The following is a 23,554-nucleotide window of genomic DNA, read 5'->3' as shown; positions in this document are numbered from 1 at the left end:
TGGATGTGATAAAAATGATTTCTAGTATGACAGGGTTTGGAAGATCGAAAGTAGAAAGTGATACTTTTCAAATTACAGTAGAAATGAAATCGGTGAACCACCGTTTTTTAGAGATGAGTATTCGACTTCCTAAGCAAATGATGGTATTTGAGGACAAAATTCGTAAAATAATTGCACAGCAAGTTCGACGTGGACGCATTGAAGTGTCTATTAGTATAGCGGGTGAAGGACTTGTTGAAAGAAAATTAAGTGTGAATTGGTCACTTCTTGAGCAGTACCAATCGATGATGGAAGATATAAAAGGGAAATTTCAATTACAAGATTCTATTACACTTCAGCAATTAATGGCAATGCCAGAAGTAACAGCAATTGAAGAAATAGAAAATGTAAATGAACATTTTGAGAACAGTTTATATGAGGCTGTTCGTCAAGCTGCTCATATGTTGAAAACGATGAGAGATGGCGAAGGAGAACGATTACATAAAGATATAGCGTATCGTTTACAAGAGATTAGCAATTGTGTAAATGCAATTATTCCACATGCACCAATTGTTACACAAAAATATCGTGAACGATTAGAAAATCGCTTAAAAGAATTACATAATCAAGATCTAGATGAACAAAGATTGCTAACAGAAGTCGCAATCTTTGCAGAGCGTTGTGATATTCATGAAGAGTTAGTTCGTTTGCAAAGTCATTTAGAGCAATTTCGTGAAACATTGCAGATTGAAGAGCCTGTTGGAAGGAAAATGGATTTCATCGTGCAAGAGATGCATAGAGAAATTAATACGATTGGTTCTAAGGCAAATGACTTAACAATTTCAAAATATGTTGTAGAAATGAAAAATAACCTTGAAAAAATTCGTGAACAAGTACAAAATATTGAGTAGCTTTCAAAAAATATATAAAGTTATACGTGGTGGAGAAATCGGATAGACTTACTAGGAGGCGCAAACTATGGCCATGCGGTTTTTAAATATTGGATACGGAAATATTGTATCTGCTCATCGAATTATTGCTATTGTAAGTCCGGAGTCAGCTCCTATTAAACGAACAGTACAGGAAGCACGCGAACATAATGCTTTGCTTGATGCTACGTATGGGAGAAAAACAAGGGCGGTTATTGTTATGGATGATGGGCATGTTGTATTAAGTCCAATTCAACCAGAGACGATTGCACATCGTTTGAATAATAAAGAAGATTTAAGTGAGGAAGGGTAGGTTTTACATATTTATGAGAAGTAGAAGAGGATTGCTCATCGTTCTTTCAGGGCCTTCTGGGGTTGGAAAAGGGACGGTTCGTAAAGAGCTGTTTAGCCATGAGGATACACGTTTTCAGTACTCTATTTCAGTAACGACACGTAAGCCGCGTGAAGGTGAAGTAGATGGTGTGGATTATTTCTTTAAAGAAAGAGAAGAATTTGAGGAAATGATTCGTAATGAAAAATTACTTGAGTGGGCTGAGTTCGTAGGTAATTATTACGGAACACCGATTGACTATGTTGAAAAAACATTACAAGAAGGAAAAGATGTATTCTTAGAAATTGAAGTGCAAGGAGCAATTCAAGTTAAGAAAGCTTTCCCAGAAGGTGTATTTATTTTCTTAGCACCTCCAAGTTTATCTGAACTAAAGAGCCGTATTGTCGGACGTGGTACAGAGACTGAAGATGTTATTGAAAATCGTTTAACTGTAGCGAAAGAAGAAATCGAGATGATGGACGCTTACGACTATGTAGTAGAAAACGATCAAGTTGAATTAGCTTGTGATAGAATTAAAGCAATTGTGGTTGGCGAACATTGCCGCCGCGAAAGGGTAGCAAAATATTATAAAGAAATGACGGAGGGTCTATAATTATGTTAAATCCATCAATTGACTCATTACTACAAAAAATCGATTCTAAGTACACATTAGTAACAGTGGCTGCAAAACGCGCACGTGAAATGCAACTTGCTAATAACTGTGTTGTAGAAAAACCTGTTTCTCATAAATGTGTAGGTAAAGCATTAGAAGAAATCGATGCAGAAGCATTAAGCTACGTACCAAGTGAAGATAAAGTAGCTGAATAAGCCTTTGCCTTCGACAAAATAAAACATAGACTTTATAATTTTCTATGTAACGGTAACAACCTATTTACAAGTAGGTTGTTATTTTTTTACGAAAGGAATGAAATATTGGTACTGACGAGCTGAGAATTCTATTTCAGTATTATAAGTTTGAAAAAGAAAGAGGACGAGTCATATGCTAAAAGGGAAAAAGATACTTCTATGTGTAACAGGAGGCATTGCGGTTTTTAAAGCAGCTGCGTTAACGAGTAAATTGACACAATCTGGCGCGATTGTAAAAGTAATGATGAGTGAGTCGGCAATGAAGTTTGTTACGCCTCTTACATTCCAAGCGCTTTCTCGCCATGATGTATATACGGATACATTTGATGAGAAAGACTCAGCTGTTATTGCTCATATTGATTTAGCAGATTGGGCGGATGTTGTACTTGTCGCACCTGCTACTGCCAATTGTATTGGAAAGTTAGCTGGTGGTATTGCAGATGATATGATTACAACTACTTTGTTAGCTACTACAGCTCCGGTATGGATTGCGCCTGCTATGAATGTGCATATGTATGAAAATAAAATAGTTCAAAAAAATATGATGACATTGAAAATGCTAGGATATACATTTATTGAGCCTGGGGAAGGCTTTTTAGCATGTGGATATGTAGCGAAGGGACGACTAGAAGAACCTGAAGCAATTATTGCACGGTTAGAGGAAGCTTTCTCAGAACACAAACCATTGCAGGGAAAAAGAATATTAATAACTGCTGGCCCAACACGTGAAAAGGTTGATCCAGTTCGTTTTATGACAAATTTTTCTTCTGGAAAAATGGGGTATGCGATTGCGGAAGTGGCAGCGAATTTAGGCGCTGATGTTATACTCGTTTCAGGACCGACAGCATTAAATCCACTGTTACATGTAACGACAGTGCAAGTGGAATCTGCACAAGATATGTTAGAAGCGGTTCTTCAACATTATCAAAACGTAGACGTTGTCATTAAAACAGCAGCAGTTGCAGATTATCGTCCGAAATATGTTCATGAGAATAAAATGAAAAAGCAAAATGGTGATGCTGTCATTGAACTTGAAAGAACGGTGGATATTTTAAAAACGTTAGGTCAGAAAAAGGATAAACAGTTACTTATCGGTTTTGCTGCTGAAACGACAAATGTAGAGGAATATGCAACGAAAAAACTACGTGAGAAAAATGCAGATATGATTGTCGCGAATGATGTAAAAGCGCAAGGAGCTGGATTTGGCACGGATACGAATATTGTAACAATGTATAGAAAAGATGGAAAAGTTATTGAGTTGCCAATTTTAATGAAAAAAGAGGTAGCTCGTGAAATATTGAAGCAAATTGAAATGATGTTAGAAGATGATCGTTTATGAAATTTGCAAGTGTAATTGTTGATGTACCTGCCCGTCAGACAGATCGACCATTTGATTACATTATCCCTAAAAAATGGGAAGATATTGTACAGACAGGAATGCGTGTAGTAGTTCCGTTTGGCCCAAGGAAATTGCAAGGTTTTATTATTGGGATTAAAGATTCGGTGGATGTAGAAAGTAAGAAGTTAAAGACAATCCATGAAATATTAGATGTAACACCGGTTTTAAATGATGAATTATTAAAGCTTGGATATTGGCTTACAAGTGAAACGTTATGCTACATGATTTCAGCTTTTCAAGTGATGCTTCCAACTGCGATAAAAGCAACGTATAAAAAACGTCTACAACTTTGTAAACAGGAAGAAATAGCACCTGAAATACTATATTTATTTCAGGATAAAGAAGCAATTGATTTTGAAGTAATCGAGCAACAGCCACATTTATACCGAACTATTCAACAAGAAATTAAAAATGGTACGGTTGAAGTTGTTTATCAAGTGAAAGATAAAGTACAAAAGAAGAAGCAAAGAGTGGTTCAGCCGGAGTTGCCAGAAGATAAATTGGAATTAGCGGCATTTGAACTGAAAAGTAAAAAACAACAAGATGTACTTTATTATTTTGTGGAAAATTATAAAAGTGCACCTTTGAAAGTAATTACAGAAGAGTTACAAATAACAGATGCTCCAATAAAAGCACTTGTTAAAAAGGGATTCATTTCAGAAAAGTATGTGGAAGTATACCGAAATCCGTATGACGATGATGATTTTGAACAAACAAAACCATTTCCACTTACGGAGGAACAAAAACAAGTTATTACACCGATTTTATCATCAATTACAAATGAAACTTATAATCCATTTTTACTATATGGTGTTACAGGAAGTGGAAAGACAGAAGTATATTTACAATCTATAGCAGCAGTGCTCAAGAAAGGAAAAGAAGCTATCGTTCTTGTTCCTGAAATTGCACTAACGCCCCAAATGGTGGATCGTTTTAAAGGTAGGTTTGGCTCACAAGTTGCAGTTCTTCATAGTGCGTTGTCTGTTGGAGAAAAGTATGACGAGTGGCGTAAGATTTTAAGAAAAGAAGTGAAAGTTGTAGTTGGTGCGCGTTCAGCTGTTTTTGCGCCTTTTGAGAATTTAGGGATTATTATTATTGATGAAGAGCATGAATCAAGTTACAAACAAGAAGATAATCCGAGGTATCATGCAAGAGATGTAGCTGTCTGGAGAGGACAATATCATAAATGTCCTATCGTTCTTGGTAGTGCGACACCAACACTTGAATCGTTTGCAAGGGCGAAAAAAGGTGTTTATGAACTATTAACAATGGAAAAACGTATGAATGAACAAGCTTTACCAACGGTAGAGATTGTTGACATGCGAGAAGAACTTCGTGACGGGAATCGATCAATGTTTTCTAAGGCGCTGCATGAAAAAATAGCAGATCGATTAGAAAAGAAAGAACAAATGGTACTCTTTTTAAATAGAAGAGGTCATTCTACATTTGTTATGTGCCGTGATTGTGGGTATGTTGTTCAATGTCCGCATTGTGATATTTCATTGACATATCATAAAATGAATCATCGTTTAAAATGTCATTATTGTAGTTACGAAGAGAATATGCCAACTGAGTGTCCAGCTTGTCAAAGTACATACATTCGTTTCTTTGGTACAGGTACACAAAAGGTAGAAGAAGAAATTACAAAACTATTTCCAGAGGCACGAGTCATTCGAATGGATGTAGATACGACAAGTCGAAAAGGAATGCATGAAAAATTATTAAAGGCGTTCGGGGAAGAAAAAGCAGATATATTACTCGGAACACAAATGATTGCTAAAGGATTAGATTTTCCGAAAGTAACGCTCGTTGGGGTGTTAACTGCAGATACGATGCTTCACTTACCTGATTTTCGGGCGAGTGAAAAGACATATCAGCTATTGACGCAAGTAAGTGGACGAGCGGGTAGACATGAATTGCCAGGGGAAGTTGTGATTCAAACGTATACGCCAGAACATTACAGTATAGAGTTAGCGAAGAACCAACAATATGATGTGTTTTTTGACCAAGAAATGCAAATGAGACGAACAAGACAATATCCCCCATATTACTATGTTGTACTCGTAACTGTATCTCATCCTGAATTATTAAAAGCGGTACAAGTGACGGAAAAAATTGCCTCGTATTTACGAACGCATTGCTCACAGCAAACAATGGTGCTAGGACCAGTTGCTTCAGCGATTCCAAGGATAAAAGATAGATATCGTTATCAATGCATGATAAAATACAAACGGGAACCAAACTTAAAGAACGTGCTCAAAATGGTAAATGAACATTATCAAGCAGAAATGCAAAAAGAGCTACAAATCTCAATTGATTTTAATCCAACAATGTTAATGTAGCGGAGGGAAATATGGCAGTTTTAGAAATAATAAAGCATCCAAATGAAGTGTTAGAAACACCATGCGAAAGAGTAATTAACTTTGATAAAAAGTTAGTGAAATTGTTGAAAGATATGCATGAAACAATGTTAATTGCGGACGGAGTCGGTTTAGCTGCGCCTCAAGTAGGTGTAAGCTTGCAAGTAGCGGTTGTTGATGTCGATGATGATACTGGGAAAATCGAGTTAATCAATCCATCAATATTAGAAAAACGTGGTGAACAAGTAGGTCCCGAAGGCTGTTTAAGCTTCCCGGGACTTTATGGTGAAGTAGAACGTGCCGATTATATTAAAGTAAGAGCGCAAAATCGCCGTGGGAAAGTATTCTTATTAGAAGCGGAAGGATTTTTAGCGCGTGCAATTCAACATGAAATCGATCATTTACACGGTGTTTTATTTACATCGAAAGTGACAAGATATTATGAAGAAAACGAACTAGAATAGGTGTTAAAAGGAGCGGTTTTTAAATGATAAAAGTAGTGTTTATGGGAACACCGGACTTTTCAGTGCCGGTGCTTCGTCGTCTTATTGAAGATGGCTATGAGGTAGTAGGTGTTGTGACGCAACCTGATCGTCCAGTAGGTAGAAAAAAAGTATTAACACCTACACCTGTTAAAGTTGAAGCGGAAAAACATGGTATCCCTGTGTTACAGCCGTTAAAAATTCGTGAAAAAGATGAATATGAAAAAGTATTGGCATTAGAGCCAGATTTAATTGTAACAGCTGCATTTGGGCAGATTGTACCAAATGAAATTTTAGAAGCACCGAAGTATGGATGTATTAATGTTCACGCTTCTTTACTTCCTGAACTTCGTGGTGGTGCACCAATTCATTATGCAATTATGGAAGGTAAAGAAAAAACAGGTATTACAATTATGTATATGGTAGAAAAATTGGATGCTGGTGATATCTTAACGCAAGTGGAAGTTGAAATTGAAGAGCGTGAAACGACAGGCTCATTATTTGATAAATTAAGTGAAGCAGGAGCACACCTTCTATCTAAAACAGTACCTTTATTAATCCAAGGTAAGTTAGAACCGATTAAACAAAACGAAGAAGAAGTAACGTTTGCGTACAATATAAAACGTGAGCAAGAGAAAATTGATTGGACAAAAACAGGTGAAGAAGTATACAATCACATTCGCGGATTGAATCCATGGCCAGTTGCTTATACAACTTTAGCAGGACAAGTTGTTAAAGTATGGTGGGGAGAAAAAGTGCCTATAACTGAACCGGCTGAAGCAGGTACGATTGTTGCAATCGAAGAAGATGGTTTTGTTGTAGCAACGAGTAATGAAACAGGTGTTAAAATTACTGAATTGCAACCATCTGGTAAAAAGCGTATGAGTTGTTCACAATTTTTACGTGGAACAAAACCTGAAATTGGAACGAAGTTAGGAGAAAATGCATGAGACAAAATGTTCGTGAATTAGCTCTTGATGGTTTAATTCAAGTGGAAAAAAGTGGTGCATATAGCAACTTACTTTTAAATAATCTAATTGAAAAAAGTGCAATTGATAGAAAAGATATTGGTTTATTAACTGAAATTGTATATGGAACGATTCAACGTCGTGACACATTAGATTATTATTTACAGCCTTTTTTAAAAAAGAAGGTTGAGGCGTGGGTAAGAGTATTGCTTCGCTTATCTTTATATCAAATGATTTATTTAGACCGAGTGCCAGAAAGAGCGGCTATTCATGAAGCGGTTGAGATTGCAAAGCGTCGCGGGCATAAAGGAATTGCTGGTATGGTGAACGGTGTATTACGTTCGATTCAGAGAGAAGGTGTACCTTCTGTAGATGAAATCAAGGATCCAGTAGAACGTCTTGCAATTACAACAAGTCATCCAGTTTGGCTTGTCCAAGAGTGGACTTCAGAATACGGTTTAGAAACTGCAGAAAAAATGTGCGAAGTAAACATGTTACCCCCTGTACCAACAGCGCGTGTGAATGTTGATAAGGTAACGGTAGAAGAAGCGATTGAGTTGTTGGCAAGTGAAGGTATAGAAGCAAAAAGTGGTGACTTATCAGATGATGCAATTCAGATTGAAAGAGGAAATGTAGCGCATACAGAAGCGTTTAAAAAAGGATTTCTTTCTATTCAAGATGAAAGTTCTATGCTTGTAGCACGCGCTTTAGAACCGAATACGGGAGATGCAGTTCTTGATAGTTGTGCTGCTCCAGGCGGAAAAACAACGCATATCGCGGAACGATTAAAGGGAACTGGTAAGGTCATGTCCCTTGATTTACATGCACACAAAGTACGTTTAATTAAACAGCAAGCAGAGCGACTTGGTCTAGAAAATGTCGAAACTAAAGCGCTAGATGCTAGAAAAGTGCAAGAGCACTTTGCAAATGAAACGTTTGATAAAATATTGGTAGATGCACCGTGTTCTGGATTTGGTGTAATTAGACGTAAGCCTGATATTAAGTTAGGAAAAGATAAAGGCGATAGTGAAAGATTATCGACGATTCAAATTGCAATACTAGAAAAAATAGCACCATTATTAAAACAAGGCGGTCGTCTTGTTTATAGTACGTGCACAATTGAGAAAATAGAAAATGAACAAGTAATAGAGAAATTTTTACAAGAACATCCTGAATTTGAATGGGATACTACGCTTAAAGAGCGTATGCCAGAAAAATTAACTCCGTATATTGATGAAGGTCAAGTACAAATTTTACCGCATTATTTTGCGACGGATGGCTTTTATATTGCTTGTTTAAGGAAGAAGGTGTAGCATCATGGAAACGACTGTAAGAAAACAAAAGAAAAATTTAGAAACGAAGAAACCATCAATTTACTCTTTACAACTTCATGAAATGCAAGATTGGTTAAAGGAACAAGGAGAACCGAAGTTCCGTGCTGGACAAATTTTTGATTGGTTATATAAAAAACGTGTAAAAAATTATGAGGATATGTCAAACCTTTCTAAAGGATTGCGTGATAAATTGTCGAATTCCTTTGATATTACTACTTTAAACACGTTAGTAAAACAAACGTCTTCGGATGGAACAATTAAATTCTTATTCCAATTATATGACGGATATTCTATTGAAACGGTATTAATGCGACACGAATATGGAAATTCCATTTGTGTAACAACGCAAGTGGGTTGTCGTATTGGGTGTACGTTCTGTGCTTCGACACTTGGTGGATTAAAGCGAAACCTAGAAGCTGGAGAAATCGTAGCGCAAGTAGTAGAAGTTCAGCGTGCGCTTGATGAAACGGAAGAACGTGTAAGTTCTCTTGTTGTTATGGGGATTGGAGAACCATTTGATAACTATGATAATTTAATGGGATTCTTACGCATCATTAACCATGAAAAAGGACTTCATATTGGTGCGAGACATATGACTGTTTCGACGAGTGGAATTATCCCGAAAATTTATAAGTTTGCTGAAGAAGATCTACAAATTAATTTTGCGATTTCATTGCATGCTCCAAACTCAGAATTACGTTCAAAATTAATGCCGATTAACCGTGCTTATAAATTACCAGATTTAATGGAAGCTATTAAATACTATGTAAATAGAACAGGGCGTCGTATTACTTTTGAATATGGATTATTTGGAGGAGAAAATGACCAAGTAGAGCATGCTGAAGAGCTTGCTGCGCTCTTAAAAGGTGTAAAATGTCATGTGAACTTGATTCCGGTAAACTACGTACCTGAACGTGATTATGTACGTACGCCACGTGAACAAATTTTCTTGTTCGAGAAAACGTTAAAAGATCGTGGAGTGAATGTAACGATTCGCCGTGAACAAGGTCATGATATTGATGCAGCCTGCGGTCAGTTGCGTGCGAAGGAGCGCAAAGAAGAGACGAGGTGACGAGATGAAAGCCGTATTTCTATCGGATAAAGGAAAAGTTCGTCAACATAATGAAGATAGTGCAGGAGTTTTTCACAATTTAGATGGAAATGTATTAGCGGTAGTAGCAGATGGAATGGGAGGTCATCGAGCTGGTGATGTAGCTAGCTCGATGGCCATTCAATTATTCCATGATTATTGGAAGCAAACACATAATATGAATGAGCCGAAAAAAGTAGAACAATGGTTACATACTAGTGTTGGGATTATTAATGAGCGTATATATGAATACGCTCAGCAAAATGCAGAATGTAATGGTATGGGAACAACGCTTATAATAGCTGTTTGTACACCAAGCTTTGTGACAATAGGGCATATAGGAGATAGTCGTTGCTATATGGTATCAGAAGGAGAAATGACGCTAGTAACGGAAGATCATTCACTTGTAAATGAGCTTGTGAAACATGGTGAAATTTCAAAGGAAGACGCAGAGTATCATCCGAAAAGGAATGTGTTATTAAGAGCATTAGGAACAGAAGAAAAAGTTGGGTTAGATGTTAAAACGTTGGTGATTGAGGAAGATGATCAATTACTTCTTTGCTCTGATGGGTTATCAAACAAAGTTTCTATTGATGATATGCGACAAATTTTACAGTTAAATGAACAGCTTGAAGGTAAAGGGCAGTGTCTCATTCAATTGGCAAATGATCGCGGTGGAGAAGATAATATCACACTTGTTCTTATTGATTATGCGGGTTCGACAAACGAAAGTAGGTGAAGTGCAACGTGCTGATTGGAAAACGCTTAAATGACCGTTATAAGCTGCTGAAAATGATTGGTGGTGGCGGAATGGCCAATGTATATTTAGCTCATGATGATATACTTGGCCGAGATGTAGCGGTAAAAATATTAAGACTCGACTACTCAAATAACGAAGAGTTTATTAAACGTTTCCATCGAGAAGCGCAGTCTGTTACAACGTTGTCGCATCCAAATATTGTGAATATGTATGATGTCGGAGAAGAAGATGGTATATACTATCTTGTCATGGAATATGTACCAGGGCAAACATTGAAGCAATACATAATTGAGCGAGGGATGTTACCTATAGGAGAAGCTCTTGATATTATGGAGCAGTTAACATCCGCTATGGCACATGCCCATCATTTTGAAATTGTGCATCGTGATATAAAGCCGCACAATATTTTAATTCGAGCTGATGGAATAATAAAAGTAACAGATTTTGGAATTGCGACAGCTACAAGTGCAACAACAATTACACATACAAATTCAGTGCTCGGTTCAGTCCATTATTTATCACCAGAACAGGCACGTGGCGGGATAGCAAATAAACAATCAGATATCTATTCTCTTGGAATAGTTATGTTTGAATTGTTAACAGGAAGACAACCGTTTTCTGGCGAATCTGCTGTTGCTATAGCTTTAAAACATTTACAAAGTGAAATCCCATCACCAAAAAGATGGAATGAAAATATTCCGCAAAGTGTTGAAAATATTATATTAAAGGCAACTGCAAAAGATCCGTTTCACCGATATCAATCTGCCAATGCGATGAAGCGAGATATTGAAACTGCGCTATATCCAGAGAGGATAAATGAGCAACCATTTTACATACCGGAAGATATGGAAGCGACGAAAGCGATTCCGATTATTCAACAAGAACAATTATTTGAAAATGTAAGTGATGAAACGATTGTTTTAAAAGGGAGTAAGGTGGAAGAACCGATAAGAGCAGAAGCAGCTGAGTTAGATAAGAAGAAAAAACGGAGTAACAAGTGGCTTAAAGTTTTAATTTCAACATTTTTATTTTTAGCAATAGGAATAACATTAGCACTTACGGTTATTCCAGGATTATTTATTCCGAAAGATGTGAAAGTTCCTGATGTGGCTGGTATGAAATACACGACAGCTGTAAATACATTAGTAGAAAAGGGCTTTGAGGTGACGGAGCCTAATATTGTATATACAGATGATGTTGAAGTTGGGGATGTAATAAAAACGGACCCTGTAGCAGGAAGAGTCGTAAAAGAAAACGCTAAAATTACTATCTATCAATCAGGTGGAAAAAAGAAAAGTAAGATGGCAAATTTCACAGGTCAAAACTTTGAGAGTGTAAAAGCTGAGTTAGAAGAAAAATATAAACAAGTTACGGTAAATTATATTGAAAATGATAAGCCGAAAGGTGAAATTGTAGAACAAATTCCGACGCCTGATCAGATGGTTATAGAAGCGGAGCAAGAACTGAAAATCTGGGTAAGTAAAGGGCCTTATCAAATTAGACCAGGTGACTTTTCGGGGTGGACTGAAAATAGTGTAACTGGTTATTTGAATGAGAGAAAACTAACGTCAGATATAAAACGAGAGTATTCAGATACAGTCGAAAAAGGACTTGTAATTTCGCAATTTCCAAAACCAGGTACACCATTAAAAGAGGGAGATAAAGTAACTATTATTATCTCTGATGGTCAAAAGCCTAAAGTGACTAAAACGGTAAAAGTGGACAATATCTCTATCCCATATGAGCCTGCTGTAACAGGTGAAAAAAAGCCGCAAACAATAGAAATTTATAAAGAAGACATGCAGCAAAAAATGGATAGACCGGTTGAAACGAGAACAATTACTGAATCAGCGACTATTTCTTTAGAATTTGTAATTCAAGAAGGTTCAAAGGGACACTATAAAATTGTACGGGATGGAGTAACGATTATTGATAAAGAAGTACCATATCCAACTCAATAATAGTGAAAGTCTACTTATTATTATTGCCTGTTATGCTGTCTACAAAGTGGACGGTATAGCAGGCAAAAATATATGATTCAAAAAGCTAGTAAAGTGATGCAGCTGTAAATATTTTTTTGCATTTAATGGGAAATTCAATGTATATTAGCGAAAGTATATATGGTAGGTTTTGAAATCGTTATTTGGAAAATTTAAATCCATTCATTTTTAAATTCAGCATCACCTTATACAAAAAAGGAGAATTCTATGCCAGAAGGAAAAATTATAAAAGCTTTAAGTGGGTTTTATTACGTGCAGCATGAAGAAGGGGTTACGCAATGTCGTGGGCGAGGTGTATTTAGAAAAAATAAAATTACACCACTTGTAGGAGACCAAGTTGTTTTTCAGGCAGATAATCCAACTGAAGGTTATGTGCTTGAAGTGTTTGATCGAAAAAATGAACTTGTTAGACCTCCTATTGCTAATGTCGATCAAGCGATCCTTGTGTTCTCTGCAGTAGAACCAGATTTTAATCCTGGACTGTTAGATCGATTTTTAGTGCTGATTGAATATCATAACATTAAGCCAATTATTTGTATTAGCAAGATGGATTTAGTAGATGAAAAGATGAAAGCAACTGTTGAAGCTTATGCGAATGATTATCGTGAGATGGGTTATGATGTTTTATTTACTTCTATTAATACTTCAGAAAGTATTGATATATTAAAACCATACTTAGAAAATTGTGTTTCTGTCGTTGCGGGCCAATCTGGTGTTGGGAAATCTTCAATGCTTAATGTGCTACGTCCAGAATTAGAGCTGAAAACAAATGATATTTCTTCCCATTTAGGACGCGGGAAGCATACGACAAGACACGTAGAATTAATTGCAATTGGGAGTGGACTAGTAGCAGATACACCGGGTTTTAGTTCACTAGATTTCATTGATATAGAAGTAGAAGATCTTACATATTGTTTTCCAGAGTTGAAAGAAGCGAGCCAATACTGTAAATTTAGAGGGTGTACACATCTTTCTGAACCGAAATGTGCGGTGAAAGCTGCGGTTGAAGAAGGGAAGATTACAGAATATCGCTATAAGAACTATAAACAATTCGTAGAAGAAATTAGAGAGAGAAAGCCGAGGTATTAGTTATGATTAAAATTGCACCATCGATTTTATCAGCAGATTTTTCAAAATTAGGGGAAGAGATTAAAGATGTAGAAAAGGGCGGAGCGGATTACATTCACGTTGACGTAATGGATGGACATTTCGTACCAAATATTACGATTGGACCGTTAATTGTAGAAGCAATCCGTCCGATTACATCATTACCATTAGATGTACATTTAATGATTGAAAATCCTGATAACTATATTCCGACTTTCGCACAAGCGGGAGCGGATATTATTACTGTTCACGTAGAGGCGTGTCCGCATCTACATCGTACAATTCAGTTAATTAAATCTCATGGTATTAAAGCGGGCGTTGTATTAAATCCACATACGCCAGTTTCAGTGATTGAGCATGTATTAGAAGATATAGATATGGTATTACTTATGACAGTAAACCCTGGATTTGGTGGACAGAAGTTTATCCATTCTGTATTACCGAAAATTAAACAAGTTGCAGACATGGTGAAAGAGCGCAATCTAGAAGTGGAAATTGAAGTTGATGGTGGTGTAAATGCTGAAACAGCAAGACTTTGTGTGGAAGCAGGAGCAAATGTACTTGTAGCTGGGTCAGCAGTATACAATCAAAAAGACCGCGGTGAAGCAATTCGCGTAATTCGTGGGTAGTGATGAACTTTTATCCTAGTAAGGCATTTATAGGATAGGATAAAAATATGTAAAAAGGCAATCTACCGAATGGCAGATTGCCTTTTTACAATGGAAGGAGAAGAAAAAATGATTATTCATATTTTGGCAGGAGGACCTTCGGAATATTGCGCAGATTTTGCTCGATACGAGAATGAGGAAGTAGTGTGGGCAGCGGTTGATAGGGGAGTATACCGTCTATTAAAGAAAGGGATTACCCCGGCTGTTGCGTTTGGAGATTACGATTCAGTTACTGAAGAAGAATTAGTATGGATGGGACAGCAAACGAACGAATTACATATTGTTCCGCGGGAAAAAGATCAAACGGATTTAGAAATTGCAATCAACTGGGCATTAGAACAGAAGCCGGCACTAATTCGTATTTTTGGTGCTACTGGTGGAAGGCTTGATCACGGTTTGGCAAATATACAGATGCTTTTAAAAGGGTTAGAAGTAGAGATAGAAATGTGTATTGTGGACAATAAAAATGAAATAACAGTTAAAAAAATGGGTACACATATAATTGAAGAAAATAAAAATTTTCCTTATGTATCTTTTGTACCAGTTACTGAAATAGTGGAAGGGATTACATTGTTTGGTTTTAAGTACCCTCTTACTAATAAAACAATAGAGTGGGGATCAACACTTTGTATTAGTAACGAACTCGTTGAGGAAAAAGGTACTTTTTCATTTACTTCTGGCATATTAATGTTGATAAGAAGCACTGATTGAAGAAACAATTTTGCTCCTTACATCATATAGTGACCAAGTGGAGTAATGGGGATTAGGAGGGAAACCATGAGATTTTATACAATTAAGTTACCTAAATTTCTTGGTGGAATAGTTCGTGCAATGTTAAATACCTTCAAAAAAGATTAAAAAAAGCACCTATCACCGGTGCTTTTTCCATTGTTATAGTAAAAAAAGAGCCTATCGGCTCTTTTTTTTATTATTAAACACGTTCGATTTTGCCAGATTTTAATGCTCTAGCAGAAACGTAAACACGTTGAACTTTTCCGTCGATGCGTACGCGAACTTTTTGAAGGTTAGCGCCCCATTTACGTTTTGTAGCGTTCATTGCGTGAGAACGAGAGTTACCAGAACGAGCTTTTCTTCCAGTAATAGCACAAACACGAGCCATTTATATTTCCCTCCCTTGATACCTTACCATACGTAATTTTTCAATGTTAGTCTTTTATGCGATGCTAAAAACACTACTATAATTTAACACAACTAAAAAGAGAATGCAACACCGTAGAAAAAAGAAATCAAGAAAATTTACTTGACACTATATGTCAATGAAGAAAAGTTGAAATCCATAAAAATTGCTTGACATATTATAGTGGTACATGTTGTATAATAACAATGGACTATTTTGCTCATCATAAAAAAGTGTAATTTAAAACATAAAATATGAGAGTGAAAAGAAAGAACGATGGAATTTTCTTTAAAAAGATTATATGATAGTAACTAAAGTAGTCTAGCTCACTTTCACCATTTATGAAGGGGGAAACGAGATGTCAATTGAAATTAAAACGAAGTACGGTCAAATTGATATTAGTACAGATGTAATTGCAACAATTGCTGGAGGTGCCGCGGTAGATTGCTACGGTATCGTAGGTATGGCATCAAAAAATCAGTTAAAAGATGGATTAACAGACATTTTACGAAAAGAAAACTTCACTAGAGGTGTTATTGTTCGTAAAGATGAAGATGAAGTACATATTGATATGTATATTATTGTGAGCTATGGTACGAAAATTTCAGAAGTGGCACATAATGTGCAGACGAAAGTGAAATATACATTAGATCAAACTGTAGGACTAGCAGTAGATTCTGTAAACATCTACGTACAAGGAGTTAAAGTAATAAACTTGTAATGTGCATTAAGGAGGAAAATCTGTGTCAATTCAAAAAATTGATGGAAAACGTTTATCACAAATGATCATGCAAGGAGCGAATAATTTAACAAACAATGTTCAGCTTGTTGATGCATTAAACGTATTTCCAGTTCCAGATGGCGATACCGGTACAAACATGAACTTATCTATGACTTCAGGTGCGCGTGAAGTGAAAGCAAACCCTTCACAGCATGCTGGTAAAGTCGGCGTAAGTTTAGCCAAAGGATTATTAATGGGAGCTCGTGGTAACTCTGGAGTTATTTTATCTCAGTTGTTCCGTGGTTTCTCTAAATCCATTGAACAAAAAGAAGAATTAACAACAGTTGATTTTGCTGCAGCACTAGAAGCTGGAGTAGAGGCGGCTTATAAAGCGGTTATGAAACCGATTGAAGGAACGATTTTAACGGTTGCAAGAGAAACGGGTAAATATGCAGTAACAGTTGCGAAAAAACAGCGCGACTTTGTTTTGTTTATGGAAGACGTTGTGAAAGAAGCAAACGCATCGTTAAATCGTACGCCAGATTTATTACCTGTATTAAAACAAGTTGGCGTTGTAGATAGCGGTGGTAAAGGTCTTGTAGTGGTATACGAAGGATTTTTAGCTGACTTAAAAGGAGAAACGATTTCTTCTGATGCACCGACGCAACCATCTATGAATGAAATGGTACGCGCAGAACATCACCGTAGTGTACAAAGCCAATTGAGTACAGAAGATATTAAGTATGGATATTGTACGGAATTCATGGTGAAATTAGAGGCTGAAAAGGTGAAAGAGCATAATTTCTCTGAACAAAAATTCCGTGAAGATATTAGTGTATATGGTGATTCTCTACTAGTTGTGTCTGATGATGAAATTGTAAAAGTTCATATCCATGCAGAACATCCTGGAGACGCTATGAACTACGGGCAAAAATACGGTAGTTTAATTAAGATTAAAGTAGAAAATATGCGTGAACAGCATACTGCTTTATTAGATGAACCTACTATGGTTCCTGAACAACCAGCTCAATCGAAAGAAAAACAACCATATGGTATCGTAACTGTAGCTATGGGGTCTGGTATTAAAACTTTATTTGAGAGCATCGGCGCAACGAAAGTTATCGAAGGTGGTCAAACGATGAATCCAAGTACGGAGGATATCGTGAAGGCAATTGAAGAAGCAAATGCTGAAAAAATCATTATTTTACCGAATAACGGAAATATTGTAATGGCAGCAGAACAAGCGGCATCAGTTGTAGATCAAGAAGTTATTGTTGTTCGTTCGAAAACAGTTCCTCAAGGTATGGCAGCAATGTTAGCATTTAACCCAGTTGGAACGTTAGAAGAGAATGAAGAAAACATGCAAGAAGCTTTATCTCATGTGAAAACAGGTCAAATTACGTATGCTGTACGTGATACGGAAATTGATGGTGTAGCAATTCAAAAAGATGATTTCATGTGTATTGCAGATGGGAAAATTGTATCTACAAATGCTGAAAAAGTAGGAGCTGCGAAGCAATTACTAGAAGCGCTTATTGATGAAGATTCTGAAATCGTAACGATTCTACAAGGTGAAGATGCAACTGACGAAGAAGTAGCGGAGTTAGTTGAATTTGTAGAAGAGAAATTTGAAGATGCAGAAGTAGAAGTGCATGCTGGAAACCAACCAGTGTATTCTTTCATCTTCTCTGTAGAATAAGATAAGATTCGTTTTGAAAATAAATGGATTACTTACTTGCTAATGGATAAGAAGTAGTAATATGAAGTTTATTACTAGTTTTTATTCAAAAGGCTAGCATATTGAAGAGAGAAAAGAGCCTTGCTGCTAATAGTGAGGCTCTTTTTTACTTGTTTTATATAAGGGATTTGAGTAGTTTCTCTTAGAATGCCTATGATAGAATATATAAGGTGAAAGAGAGCGATTACAGATGCTAATTGGTACTCAAATAAAATGCAATAAAGAAAATAATGTGACGGGGTGTGAGAATCTTGAATGATGTTGTACAAGTTCCTGTTACGGATGTAAAGGGGATAGGAGGAGAAACATCTGAGTTACTACATGAGATGGGTATTTATACAGTTTCTCATCTATTAGAACATTTTCCGTACCGTTATGAAGATTATGCGATGAAAGATCTTGCTGAAGTAAAGCATGATGAACGTGTAACGGTTGAAGGGAAGATTCATAGTGCTCCTTTGCTGCAATATTATGGTAAGAAGAAATCGCGTTTAACAGTTCGTGTTCTCGTCGGTCGTTATTTAATTACGGCGGTATGTTTTAATAGGCCTTACTATAAGCAAAAATTAAAGTTAGATGAAACGGTAACGATTACTGGTAAATGGGATCAACATCGTCAAACAATTGCTGTATCAGAACTTCATTTTGGGCCGGTTGTACGTCAACAAGAAGTGGAACCTGTTTATTCAGTAAAGGGGAAACTTACAGTAAAACAGATGCGTCGTTTTATTGCTCAAGCGTTAAAGGAATATGGAGATTCTATAGTCGAAGTGTTACCGGATGGTTTGTTAGGGCGATATAAATTATTACCAAGATATGAAGCGCTTAGGGCATTGCATTTTCCGGTAGGACAGGAAGATTTGAAGCAAGCGCGTCGCCGTTTTGTATATGAAGAATTTTTCTTATTTCAGCTGAAAATGCAAACGCTCCGGAAAATGGAGAGGGAAAATTCAAAAGGGACGAAGAAAGAGATTCCGTCAGTAGAATTACAAGAATTTATCGATGCACTGCCGTTTCCATTAACGGGTGCGCAGCGCCGAGTTGTAGATGAAATTTTGAAAGATATGACATCTCCTTATCGGATGAACCGACTATTGCAAGGTGACGTTGGTTCTGGGAAAACAGTTGTTGCTGCGATTGGCCTTTATGCATCGAAATTAGCTCATTATCAAGGTGCTTTAATGGTTCCTACAGAAATTTTAGCTGAGCAACATTATCAGTCGCTTGCTGAAACGTTTTCGCATTTTGGTATGAAGGTGGAACTGTTAACAAGTTCTGTTAAAGGTGCGAGACGTCGAGAAATTTTAGCGAAGTTAGAACAAGGAGAAATAGATATTCTTGTTGGAACGCATGCCTTAATTCAAGATGAAGTTATATTTCATAGATTGGGTCTCGTTATTACAGATGAACAGCATCGATTTGGTGTAGCGCAGCGCCGAGTTTTACGGGAGAAAGGTGAAAGTCCAGATGTATTATTTATGACAGCGACACCAATTCCGCGTACGCTTGCAATTACTGCATTTGGAGAGATGGATGTTTCGATAATCGATGAGATGCCAGCAGGTAGAAAGGTGATTGAAACATATTGGGCAAAACATGATATGTTAGATCGCGTTCTCGGTTTTGTTGAAAAGGAGATAAAAAAAGGAAGACAGGCATACGTTATTTGTCCTCTAATTGAAGAATCTGAGAAACTTGATGTGCAAAATGCTATCGACTTACATAGTATGCTGACGCATCATTACCAAGGGAAATGCCAAGTTGGATTGATGCATGGGAGATTATCGTCTCAGGAAAAAGAAGAGATAATGGGACAGTTTAGTGAAAATAAAGTGCAAATTCTTGTATCGACAACAGTTGTTGAAGTAGGTGTGAACGTACCGAATGCGACTGTAATGGTTATTTATGATGCAGAACGTTTCGGTTTATCGCAGCTTCATCAGCTTAGAGGGCGTGTCGGCCGTGGTAGTGAGCAATCATATTGTTTATTAATAGCAGACCCTAAATCAGAAACAGGGAAAGAAAGAATGCGCATAATGACTGAAACAAATGATGGATTTGTATTGTCAGAAAAAGATTTAGAATTACGAGGTCCTGGAGATTTCTTTGGGAGTAAGCAAAGTGGCTTACCAGAATTTAAGGTTGCTGACATGGTACATGATTATCGAGCGTTAGAAACAGCAAGGCAAGATGCGGCGATACTAGTAGATTCAGAAGCGTTTTGGCACAATGATCAGTACGCTGCCTTGCGTACGTATCTTGATGGGACAGGTGTGTTCCAAGGAGAGAAGCTCGATTAAAGGGAGTCAACAAAAGTTTTTGTTGCATTCTACTTTTAATGATTATATACTACTGTTAGTACCTAGTCATAAAAATGGATGGTGCGGTATGAAAAAAAGAAGAAGTAAAAAAGAAAGACAAGAGTTATTACAACAAACAATCGAATCAAATCCTTTTATTACGGATGAAGATTTAGCGGAAAAATTTCAAGTGAGTATACAAACAGTACGACTTGATCGTATGGAATTGTCTATTCCTGAATTAAGAGAGAGAATTAAACATGTAGCTACAAAGCAACATGAAGAAGATGTGAAATCTTTACCGTTAGAAGAGGTTGTTGGAGAAATTATTGATATTGAATTAGATAGACATGCAATCTCTATCTTTGAAGTAAAGGTAGAACATGTATTTAAAAGAAATCAAATTGCCCGTGGGCATCATCTGTTTGCGCAAGCAAACTCACTAGCTGTTGCAGTTATTGATGAAGAATTAGCTTTAACTGCAAAGTCTACCATTCGATACATTCGCCCTGTAAAATTAGGAGAGCGTGTTGTTGCAAAAGCGCGCGTTGAAGATGTAGAGAATGATAAGGGACGGACGGTTGTCAAAGTGCGTAGCTTCGTTGGAGAAGAACTTGTTTTTACAGGCACTTTTGAAATGTATCGATCTAGTAATTATAGTGAGGAAGGTAACAACTTATGAAAATCGCAATAGATGCAATGGGCGGAGATCACGCTCCAAAGGCTGTAGTATTAGGGGCAATGAAAGCTATTAAGGAATATTCTGATTTACATATTACGTTAGTAGGGAAAGAAGAGGAAATTCGTCAATACTTAACGAGTGATGAACGAATTACTATTCTTCATACAGACGAAAAAATAGAATCAACGGAGGAACCAGTAAGAGCGGTTCGTCGAAAAAAACAAGCTTCAATGGTGCTTGCGGCACAACAAGTAAAGGATGGAGAAGCAGACGCTTGTATATCCGCAGGTAGTACAGGAGCTTTAATGGCAGCTGGATTATTTGTTGTCGGTCGTATGGAAGGAATTGAGCGACCAGCTTTATCGCCTACAATGCCGACTGTAGATGGAAAAGGTTTTGTTATGTTAGATGTTGGAGCAAATGTTGATGCAAAACCAATTCATTTATATCAATATGCAGTAATGGGATCTGTTTATGCTGAGAAGGTAAGAGGAATTGAAAATCCTCGTGTTGGACTATTAAACGTTGGAACAGAGGATGGAAAAGGAAACGAGCTTTCAAAGCAAGTATTTGCAATGCTTAAAGATGCGCCAATTAATTTCGTTGGGAACGTTGAATCGAGAGATTTATTGCAAGGTGTAGCAGATGTTGTTGTATGTGATGGTTTTACAGGGAATGTAGCGTTGAAATCATTAGAAGGAACAGCACTTGCGCTATTCTCTATGTTGAAAGAACAACTAATGAGTTCGTTTACGAGCAAATTAGCAGCGGCGGTATTAAAGCCAAAACTTATGGTATTAAAAGATAAAATGGATTATTCGGAGTATGGGGGAGCTGCATTATTTGGATTGAAAGCACCTGTCATTAAGGCTCACGGTTCTTCTAATGACCAGTCGATATTTAGTGCGATTCGTCAAACGAGAGAAATGGTAGCGAAAGAAGTAATTCCTACGATTTCAAGCGTAATGGAGAAAGAGTCACTCCAATAAGAGGAGGATTTGAAATGGGAAAAATAGCATTTCTTTTTCCGGGCCAAGGTTCACAGGCAGTTGGAATGGGTAAACAATTAGCAGAGAATAATAAAGAGGTTGCAAAAGTGTTTGCAAAAGCAGATGAGGTGTTGCAAGATTCACTTTCAGAAGTGATTTTTGAAGGACCGCAGGAAAAGCTTACATTAACAACAAATGCGCAGCCTGCATTATTAACAACGAGTTTTGCTATTTTGACAGCTTTGAAAGAGTATGACATTACACCTGACTTTGTCGCTGGTCATAGTTTAGGTGAATATAGCGCTCTTGTAGCAGCTGGTGCATTAACTTTTGAAGATGCGGTATATGCTGTAAGGAAACGCGGGGAATATATGGAAGAAGCTGTTCCGGGCGGGGAAGGTGCAATGGCAGCTATATTAGGTGCTGACCCACATATGCTGAAACAAGTTACAGAAGAAGTAACAAGTGAAGGATATGCAGTGCAAATCGCTAATATGAATAGTACGAAGCAAATTGTAATTTCTGGAACGAAGCAAGGCGTAGAGGTTGCTTCTCAAAGAGCGAAAGAAAATGGTGCAAAGAGAGCAATTCCACTAAAAGTAAGTGGGCCATTCCATTCTTCACTTATGAAGCCGGCAGCTGAGAAGTTTCAAAGTGTTTTGAATGAAATTACAATTCATGATACGAACATTCCTGTTATTGCAAATGTTACGGCGGATGTTATTACACGTGGTGCCGACATTCAAGAAAAGTTAATCGAACAGCTTTATTCGCCTGTATTATGGTACCCGTCTATTGAATGTATGGTGAAGCAGGGAGTAGATACATTTATTGAAATTGGGCCTGGAAAAGTACTTGCTGGACTTATGAAGTCAATTGATTCATCAGTGAAAGCATATGCGATATATGATGAAGAGACATTAAAAGATACCATTTCAAATTTGAGAGGAGAAAACTGATGTTAAAAGGGAAGGTAGCATTAGTAACTGGCGCTTCACGTGGAATTGGTCGCGCGATTGCGATCGATTTAGCGAAACAAGGGGCAAATGTAGTAGTAAATTATGCAGGTAATGAACAAAAAGCAAATGAAGTAGTAGATGAAATTAAGAAATTAGGTTCTGATGCAATTGCGGTAAAAGCAGATGTTGCAAATGCTGATGATGTTACAAATATGGTGAAACAAACAGTAGATACATTTGGACAAGTTGATATTCTTGTAAATAATGCTGGTGTAACAAAAGATAATTTATTAATGCGTATGAAAGAAGAAGAATGGGATACAGTTATTAATACAAACTTAAAAGGTGTATTCTTATGTACAAAAGCAGTATCTCGTTATATGATGCGTCAACGTCACGGTAGAATTATAAATATCGCTTCTGTTGTGGGTGTTATAGGAAACCCAGGGCAAGCTAATTATGTTGCTGCTAAAGCGGGTGTTATTGGATTAACAAAAACATCTGCAAAAGAGTTAGCAAGTCGAAATATTACTGTGAATGCAATTGCGCCGGGCTTTATTGCGACTGATATGACGGATGTACTAGATGAGAATATTAAAGCTGAAATGTTAAAAGTTATTCCAGCTGCTCAATTTGGTGAAGCGAAAGATATCGCGAATGCTGTAACGTTTTTTGCTTCTGATCAAAGCAAATATGTTACAGGTCAAACGTTAAATGTTGATGGCGGTATGGTAATGTAATAAAAGAATCGAT

At 37.0% G+C, this 23,554-nt stretch carries 24 protein-coding genes; 23 read left to right on the top strand and 1 reads right to left on the bottom strand.

Annotation, left to right across the window (positions count from 1 at the left end; all coding sequences use genetic code 11):
• Positions 1 to 14: 14 nt before the first annotated feature.
• From N2V80_RS19365 to spoVM, 16 genes are all read left to right on the top strand, one after another.
• Complete coding sequence (locus N2V80_RS19365; RefSeq protein ID WP_000625869.1) at positions 15 to 890, top strand: YicC/YloC family endoribonuclease; 876 nt, start codon at positions 15 to 17, stop codon at positions 888 to 890.
• A gap of 67 nt (positions 891 to 957) precedes the next feature.
• Positions 958 to 1,221, top strand: coding sequence for an extracellular matrix/biofilm regulator RemA (remA, locus tag N2V80_RS19360; RefSeq protein ID WP_001251456.1), 264 nt, complete (start codon positions 958 to 960; stop codon positions 1,219 to 1,221).
• Between the two features lie 13 nt (positions 1,222 to 1,234).
• Complete coding sequence (gene gmk / locus N2V80_RS19355) at positions 1,235 to 1,852, top strand: guanylate kinase (protein ID WP_001257741.1); 618 nt, start codon at positions 1,235 to 1,237, stop codon at positions 1,850 to 1,852.
• Positions 1,853 to 1,854: 2 nt separating this feature from the next.
• A complete protein-coding gene (gene rpoZ / locus N2V80_RS19350) occupies positions 1,855 to 2,067 on the top strand; it encodes a DNA-directed RNA polymerase subunit omega (RefSeq protein ID WP_000933960.1) in 213 nt (70 codons plus the stop codon).
• Between the two features lie 172 nt (positions 2,068 to 2,239).
• Positions 2,240 to 3,445 carry a bifunctional phosphopantothenoylcysteine decarboxylase/phosphopantothenate--cysteine ligase CoaBC gene (coaBC, locus tag N2V80_RS19345; RefSeq protein ID WP_061654419.1) on the top strand — a complete coding sequence of 402 codons (1,206 nt, stop codon included), beginning with the start codon at positions 2,240 to 2,242 and terminating at the stop codon, positions 3,443 to 3,445.
• Complete coding sequence (priA, locus tag N2V80_RS19340; RefSeq protein ID WP_000666715.1) at positions 3,442 to 5,847, top strand: primosomal protein N'; 2,406 nt, start codon at positions 3,442 to 3,444, stop codon at positions 5,845 to 5,847. The genes coaBC and priA overlap by 4 nt, the downstream gene beginning before the upstream one ends.
• Positions 5,848 to 5,858: 11 nt before the next feature.
• Positions 5,859 to 6,329, top strand: a complete 471-nt coding sequence (gene def, locus N2V80_RS19335; protein WP_000279455.1) for a peptide deformylase — start codon at positions 5,859 to 5,861, stop codon at positions 6,327 to 6,329.
• Positions 6,330 to 6,352: 23 nt separating this feature from the next.
• Complete coding sequence (gene fmt / locus N2V80_RS19330; RefSeq protein WP_000598804.1) at positions 6,353 to 7,297, top strand: methionyl-tRNA formyltransferase; 945 nt, start codon at positions 6,353 to 6,355, stop codon at positions 7,295 to 7,297.
• Positions 7,294 to 8,628 carry a 16S rRNA (cytosine(967)-C(5))-methyltransferase RsmB gene (gene rsmB / locus N2V80_RS19325; protein ID WP_001249668.1) on the top strand — a complete coding sequence of 445 codons (1,335 nt, stop codon included), beginning with the start codon at positions 7,294 to 7,296 and terminating at the stop codon, positions 8,626 to 8,628. Before fmt ends, rsmB begins: the two co-directional genes overlap by 4 nt.
• Before the next feature lie 4 nt (positions 8,629 to 8,632).
• Entirely contained in the window at positions 8,633 to 9,721 is a 1,089-nt protein-coding gene (rlmN, locus tag N2V80_RS19320) for a 23S rRNA (adenine(2503)-C(2))-methyltransferase RlmN (RefSeq protein ID WP_000450541.1), read from the top strand.
• A gap of 4 nt (positions 9,722 to 9,725) precedes the next feature.
• Positions 9,726 to 10,478 (top strand): Stp1/IreP family PP2C-type Ser/Thr phosphatase, encoded by a 753-nt coding sequence (locus N2V80_RS19315; RefSeq protein WP_000648705.1) that lies wholly within the window; start codon positions 9,726 to 9,728, stop codon positions 10,476 to 10,478.
• An 8-nt stretch (positions 10,479 to 10,486) separates the two neighbouring features.
• The gene (gene pknB, locus N2V80_RS19310; protein ID WP_000904748.1) at positions 10,487 to 12,460 is read left to right on the top strand and encodes a Stk1 family PASTA domain-containing Ser/Thr kinase; all 1,974 of its coding nucleotides are present in this window, start codon (positions 10,487 to 10,489) and stop codon (positions 12,458 to 12,460) included.
• 246 nt (positions 12,461 to 12,706) lie between these two features.
• Positions 12,707 to 13,588 carry a ribosome small subunit-dependent GTPase A gene (gene rsgA, locus N2V80_RS19305; RefSeq protein ID WP_001113932.1) on the top strand — a complete coding sequence of 294 codons (882 nt, stop codon included), beginning with the start codon at positions 12,707 to 12,709 and terminating at the stop codon, positions 13,586 to 13,588.
• A gap of 2 nt (positions 13,589 to 13,590) precedes the next feature.
• Positions 13,591 to 14,235 (top strand): ribulose-phosphate 3-epimerase, encoded by a 645-nt coding sequence (rpe, locus tag N2V80_RS19300; protein ID WP_000589974.1) that lies wholly within the window; start codon positions 13,591 to 13,593, stop codon positions 14,233 to 14,235.
• Between the two features lie 69 nt (positions 14,236 to 14,304).
• A complete protein-coding gene (locus N2V80_RS19295) occupies positions 14,305 to 14,985 on the top strand; it encodes a thiamine diphosphokinase (protein WP_000752663.1) in 681 nt (226 codons plus the stop codon).
• A gap of 66 nt (positions 14,986 to 15,051) precedes the next feature.
• The gene (gene spoVM / locus N2V80_RS19290) at positions 15,052 to 15,132 is read left to right on the top strand and encodes a stage V sporulation protein SpoVM (protein WP_001213599.1); all 81 of its coding nucleotides are present in this window, start codon (positions 15,052 to 15,054) and stop codon (positions 15,130 to 15,132) included.
• A gap of 73 nt (positions 15,133 to 15,205) precedes the next feature.
• Here spoVM and rpmB read toward each other — a convergent pair whose 3' ends face one another.
• Complete coding sequence (gene rpmB, locus N2V80_RS19285; protein WP_000124776.1) at positions 15,206 to 15,394, bottom strand: 50S ribosomal protein L28; 189 nt, start codon at positions 15,392 to 15,394, stop codon at positions 15,206 to 15,208.
• A 376-nt stretch (positions 15,395 to 15,770) separates the two neighbouring features.
• Here rpmB and N2V80_RS19280 point away from each other — a divergent pair, with 376 nt between their 5' ends.
• The 7 genes from N2V80_RS19280 to fabG all read left to right on the top strand — a co-directional run bounded on the left by N2V80_RS19280 (position 15,771) and on the right by fabG (position 23,541).
• Entirely contained in the window at positions 15,771 to 16,133 is a 363-nt protein-coding gene (locus tag N2V80_RS19280; protein WP_000021109.1) for an Asp23/Gls24 family envelope stress response protein, read from the top strand.
• 22 nt (positions 16,134 to 16,155) lie between these two features.
• Complete coding sequence (locus tag N2V80_RS19275; RefSeq protein ID WP_000027129.1) at positions 16,156 to 17,832, top strand: DAK2 domain-containing protein; 1,677 nt, start codon at positions 16,156 to 16,158, stop codon at positions 17,830 to 17,832.
• A 290-nt stretch (positions 17,833 to 18,122) separates the two neighbouring features.
• Positions 18,123 to 20,171, top strand: a complete 2,049-nt coding sequence (gene recG / locus N2V80_RS19270; protein ID WP_001000813.1) for an ATP-dependent DNA helicase RecG — start codon at positions 18,123 to 18,125, stop codon at positions 20,169 to 20,171.
• Between the two features lie 88 nt (positions 20,172 to 20,259).
• On the top strand, positions 20,260 to 20,853 hold the full coding sequence (gene fapR / locus N2V80_RS19265; RefSeq protein ID WP_000747349.1) for a transcription factor FapR: 594 nt from the start codon (positions 20,260 to 20,262) through the stop codon (positions 20,851 to 20,853).
• A complete protein-coding gene (gene plsX / locus N2V80_RS19260) occupies positions 20,850 to 21,842 on the top strand; it encodes a phosphate acyltransferase PlsX (protein WP_000684100.1) in 993 nt (330 codons plus the stop codon). The genes fapR and plsX overlap by 4 nt, the downstream gene beginning before the upstream one ends.
• A gap of 14 nt (positions 21,843 to 21,856) precedes the next feature.
• A complete protein-coding gene (fabD, locus tag N2V80_RS19255; protein WP_000515903.1) occupies positions 21,857 to 22,801 on the top strand; it encodes an ACP S-malonyltransferase in 945 nt (314 codons plus the stop codon).
• Positions 22,801 to 23,541, top strand: coding sequence for a 3-oxoacyl-[acyl-carrier-protein] reductase (fabG, locus tag N2V80_RS19250; RefSeq protein ID WP_000911768.1), 741 nt, complete (start codon positions 22,801 to 22,803; stop codon positions 23,539 to 23,541). Before fabD ends, fabG begins: the two co-directional genes overlap by 1 nt.
• The last annotated feature ends 13 nt before the right edge of the window (positions 23,542 to 23,554 follow it).

The organism is Bacillus sp. FSL W8-0640, from assembly GCF_038007725.1.
Lineage (GTDB): Bacteria > Bacillota > Bacilli > Bacillales > Bacillaceae_G > Bacillus_A > Bacillus_A cereus.
Note: the sequence above shows the minus strand (reverse complement) of the source record. Positions and strands in the feature narration are given on the sequence as shown.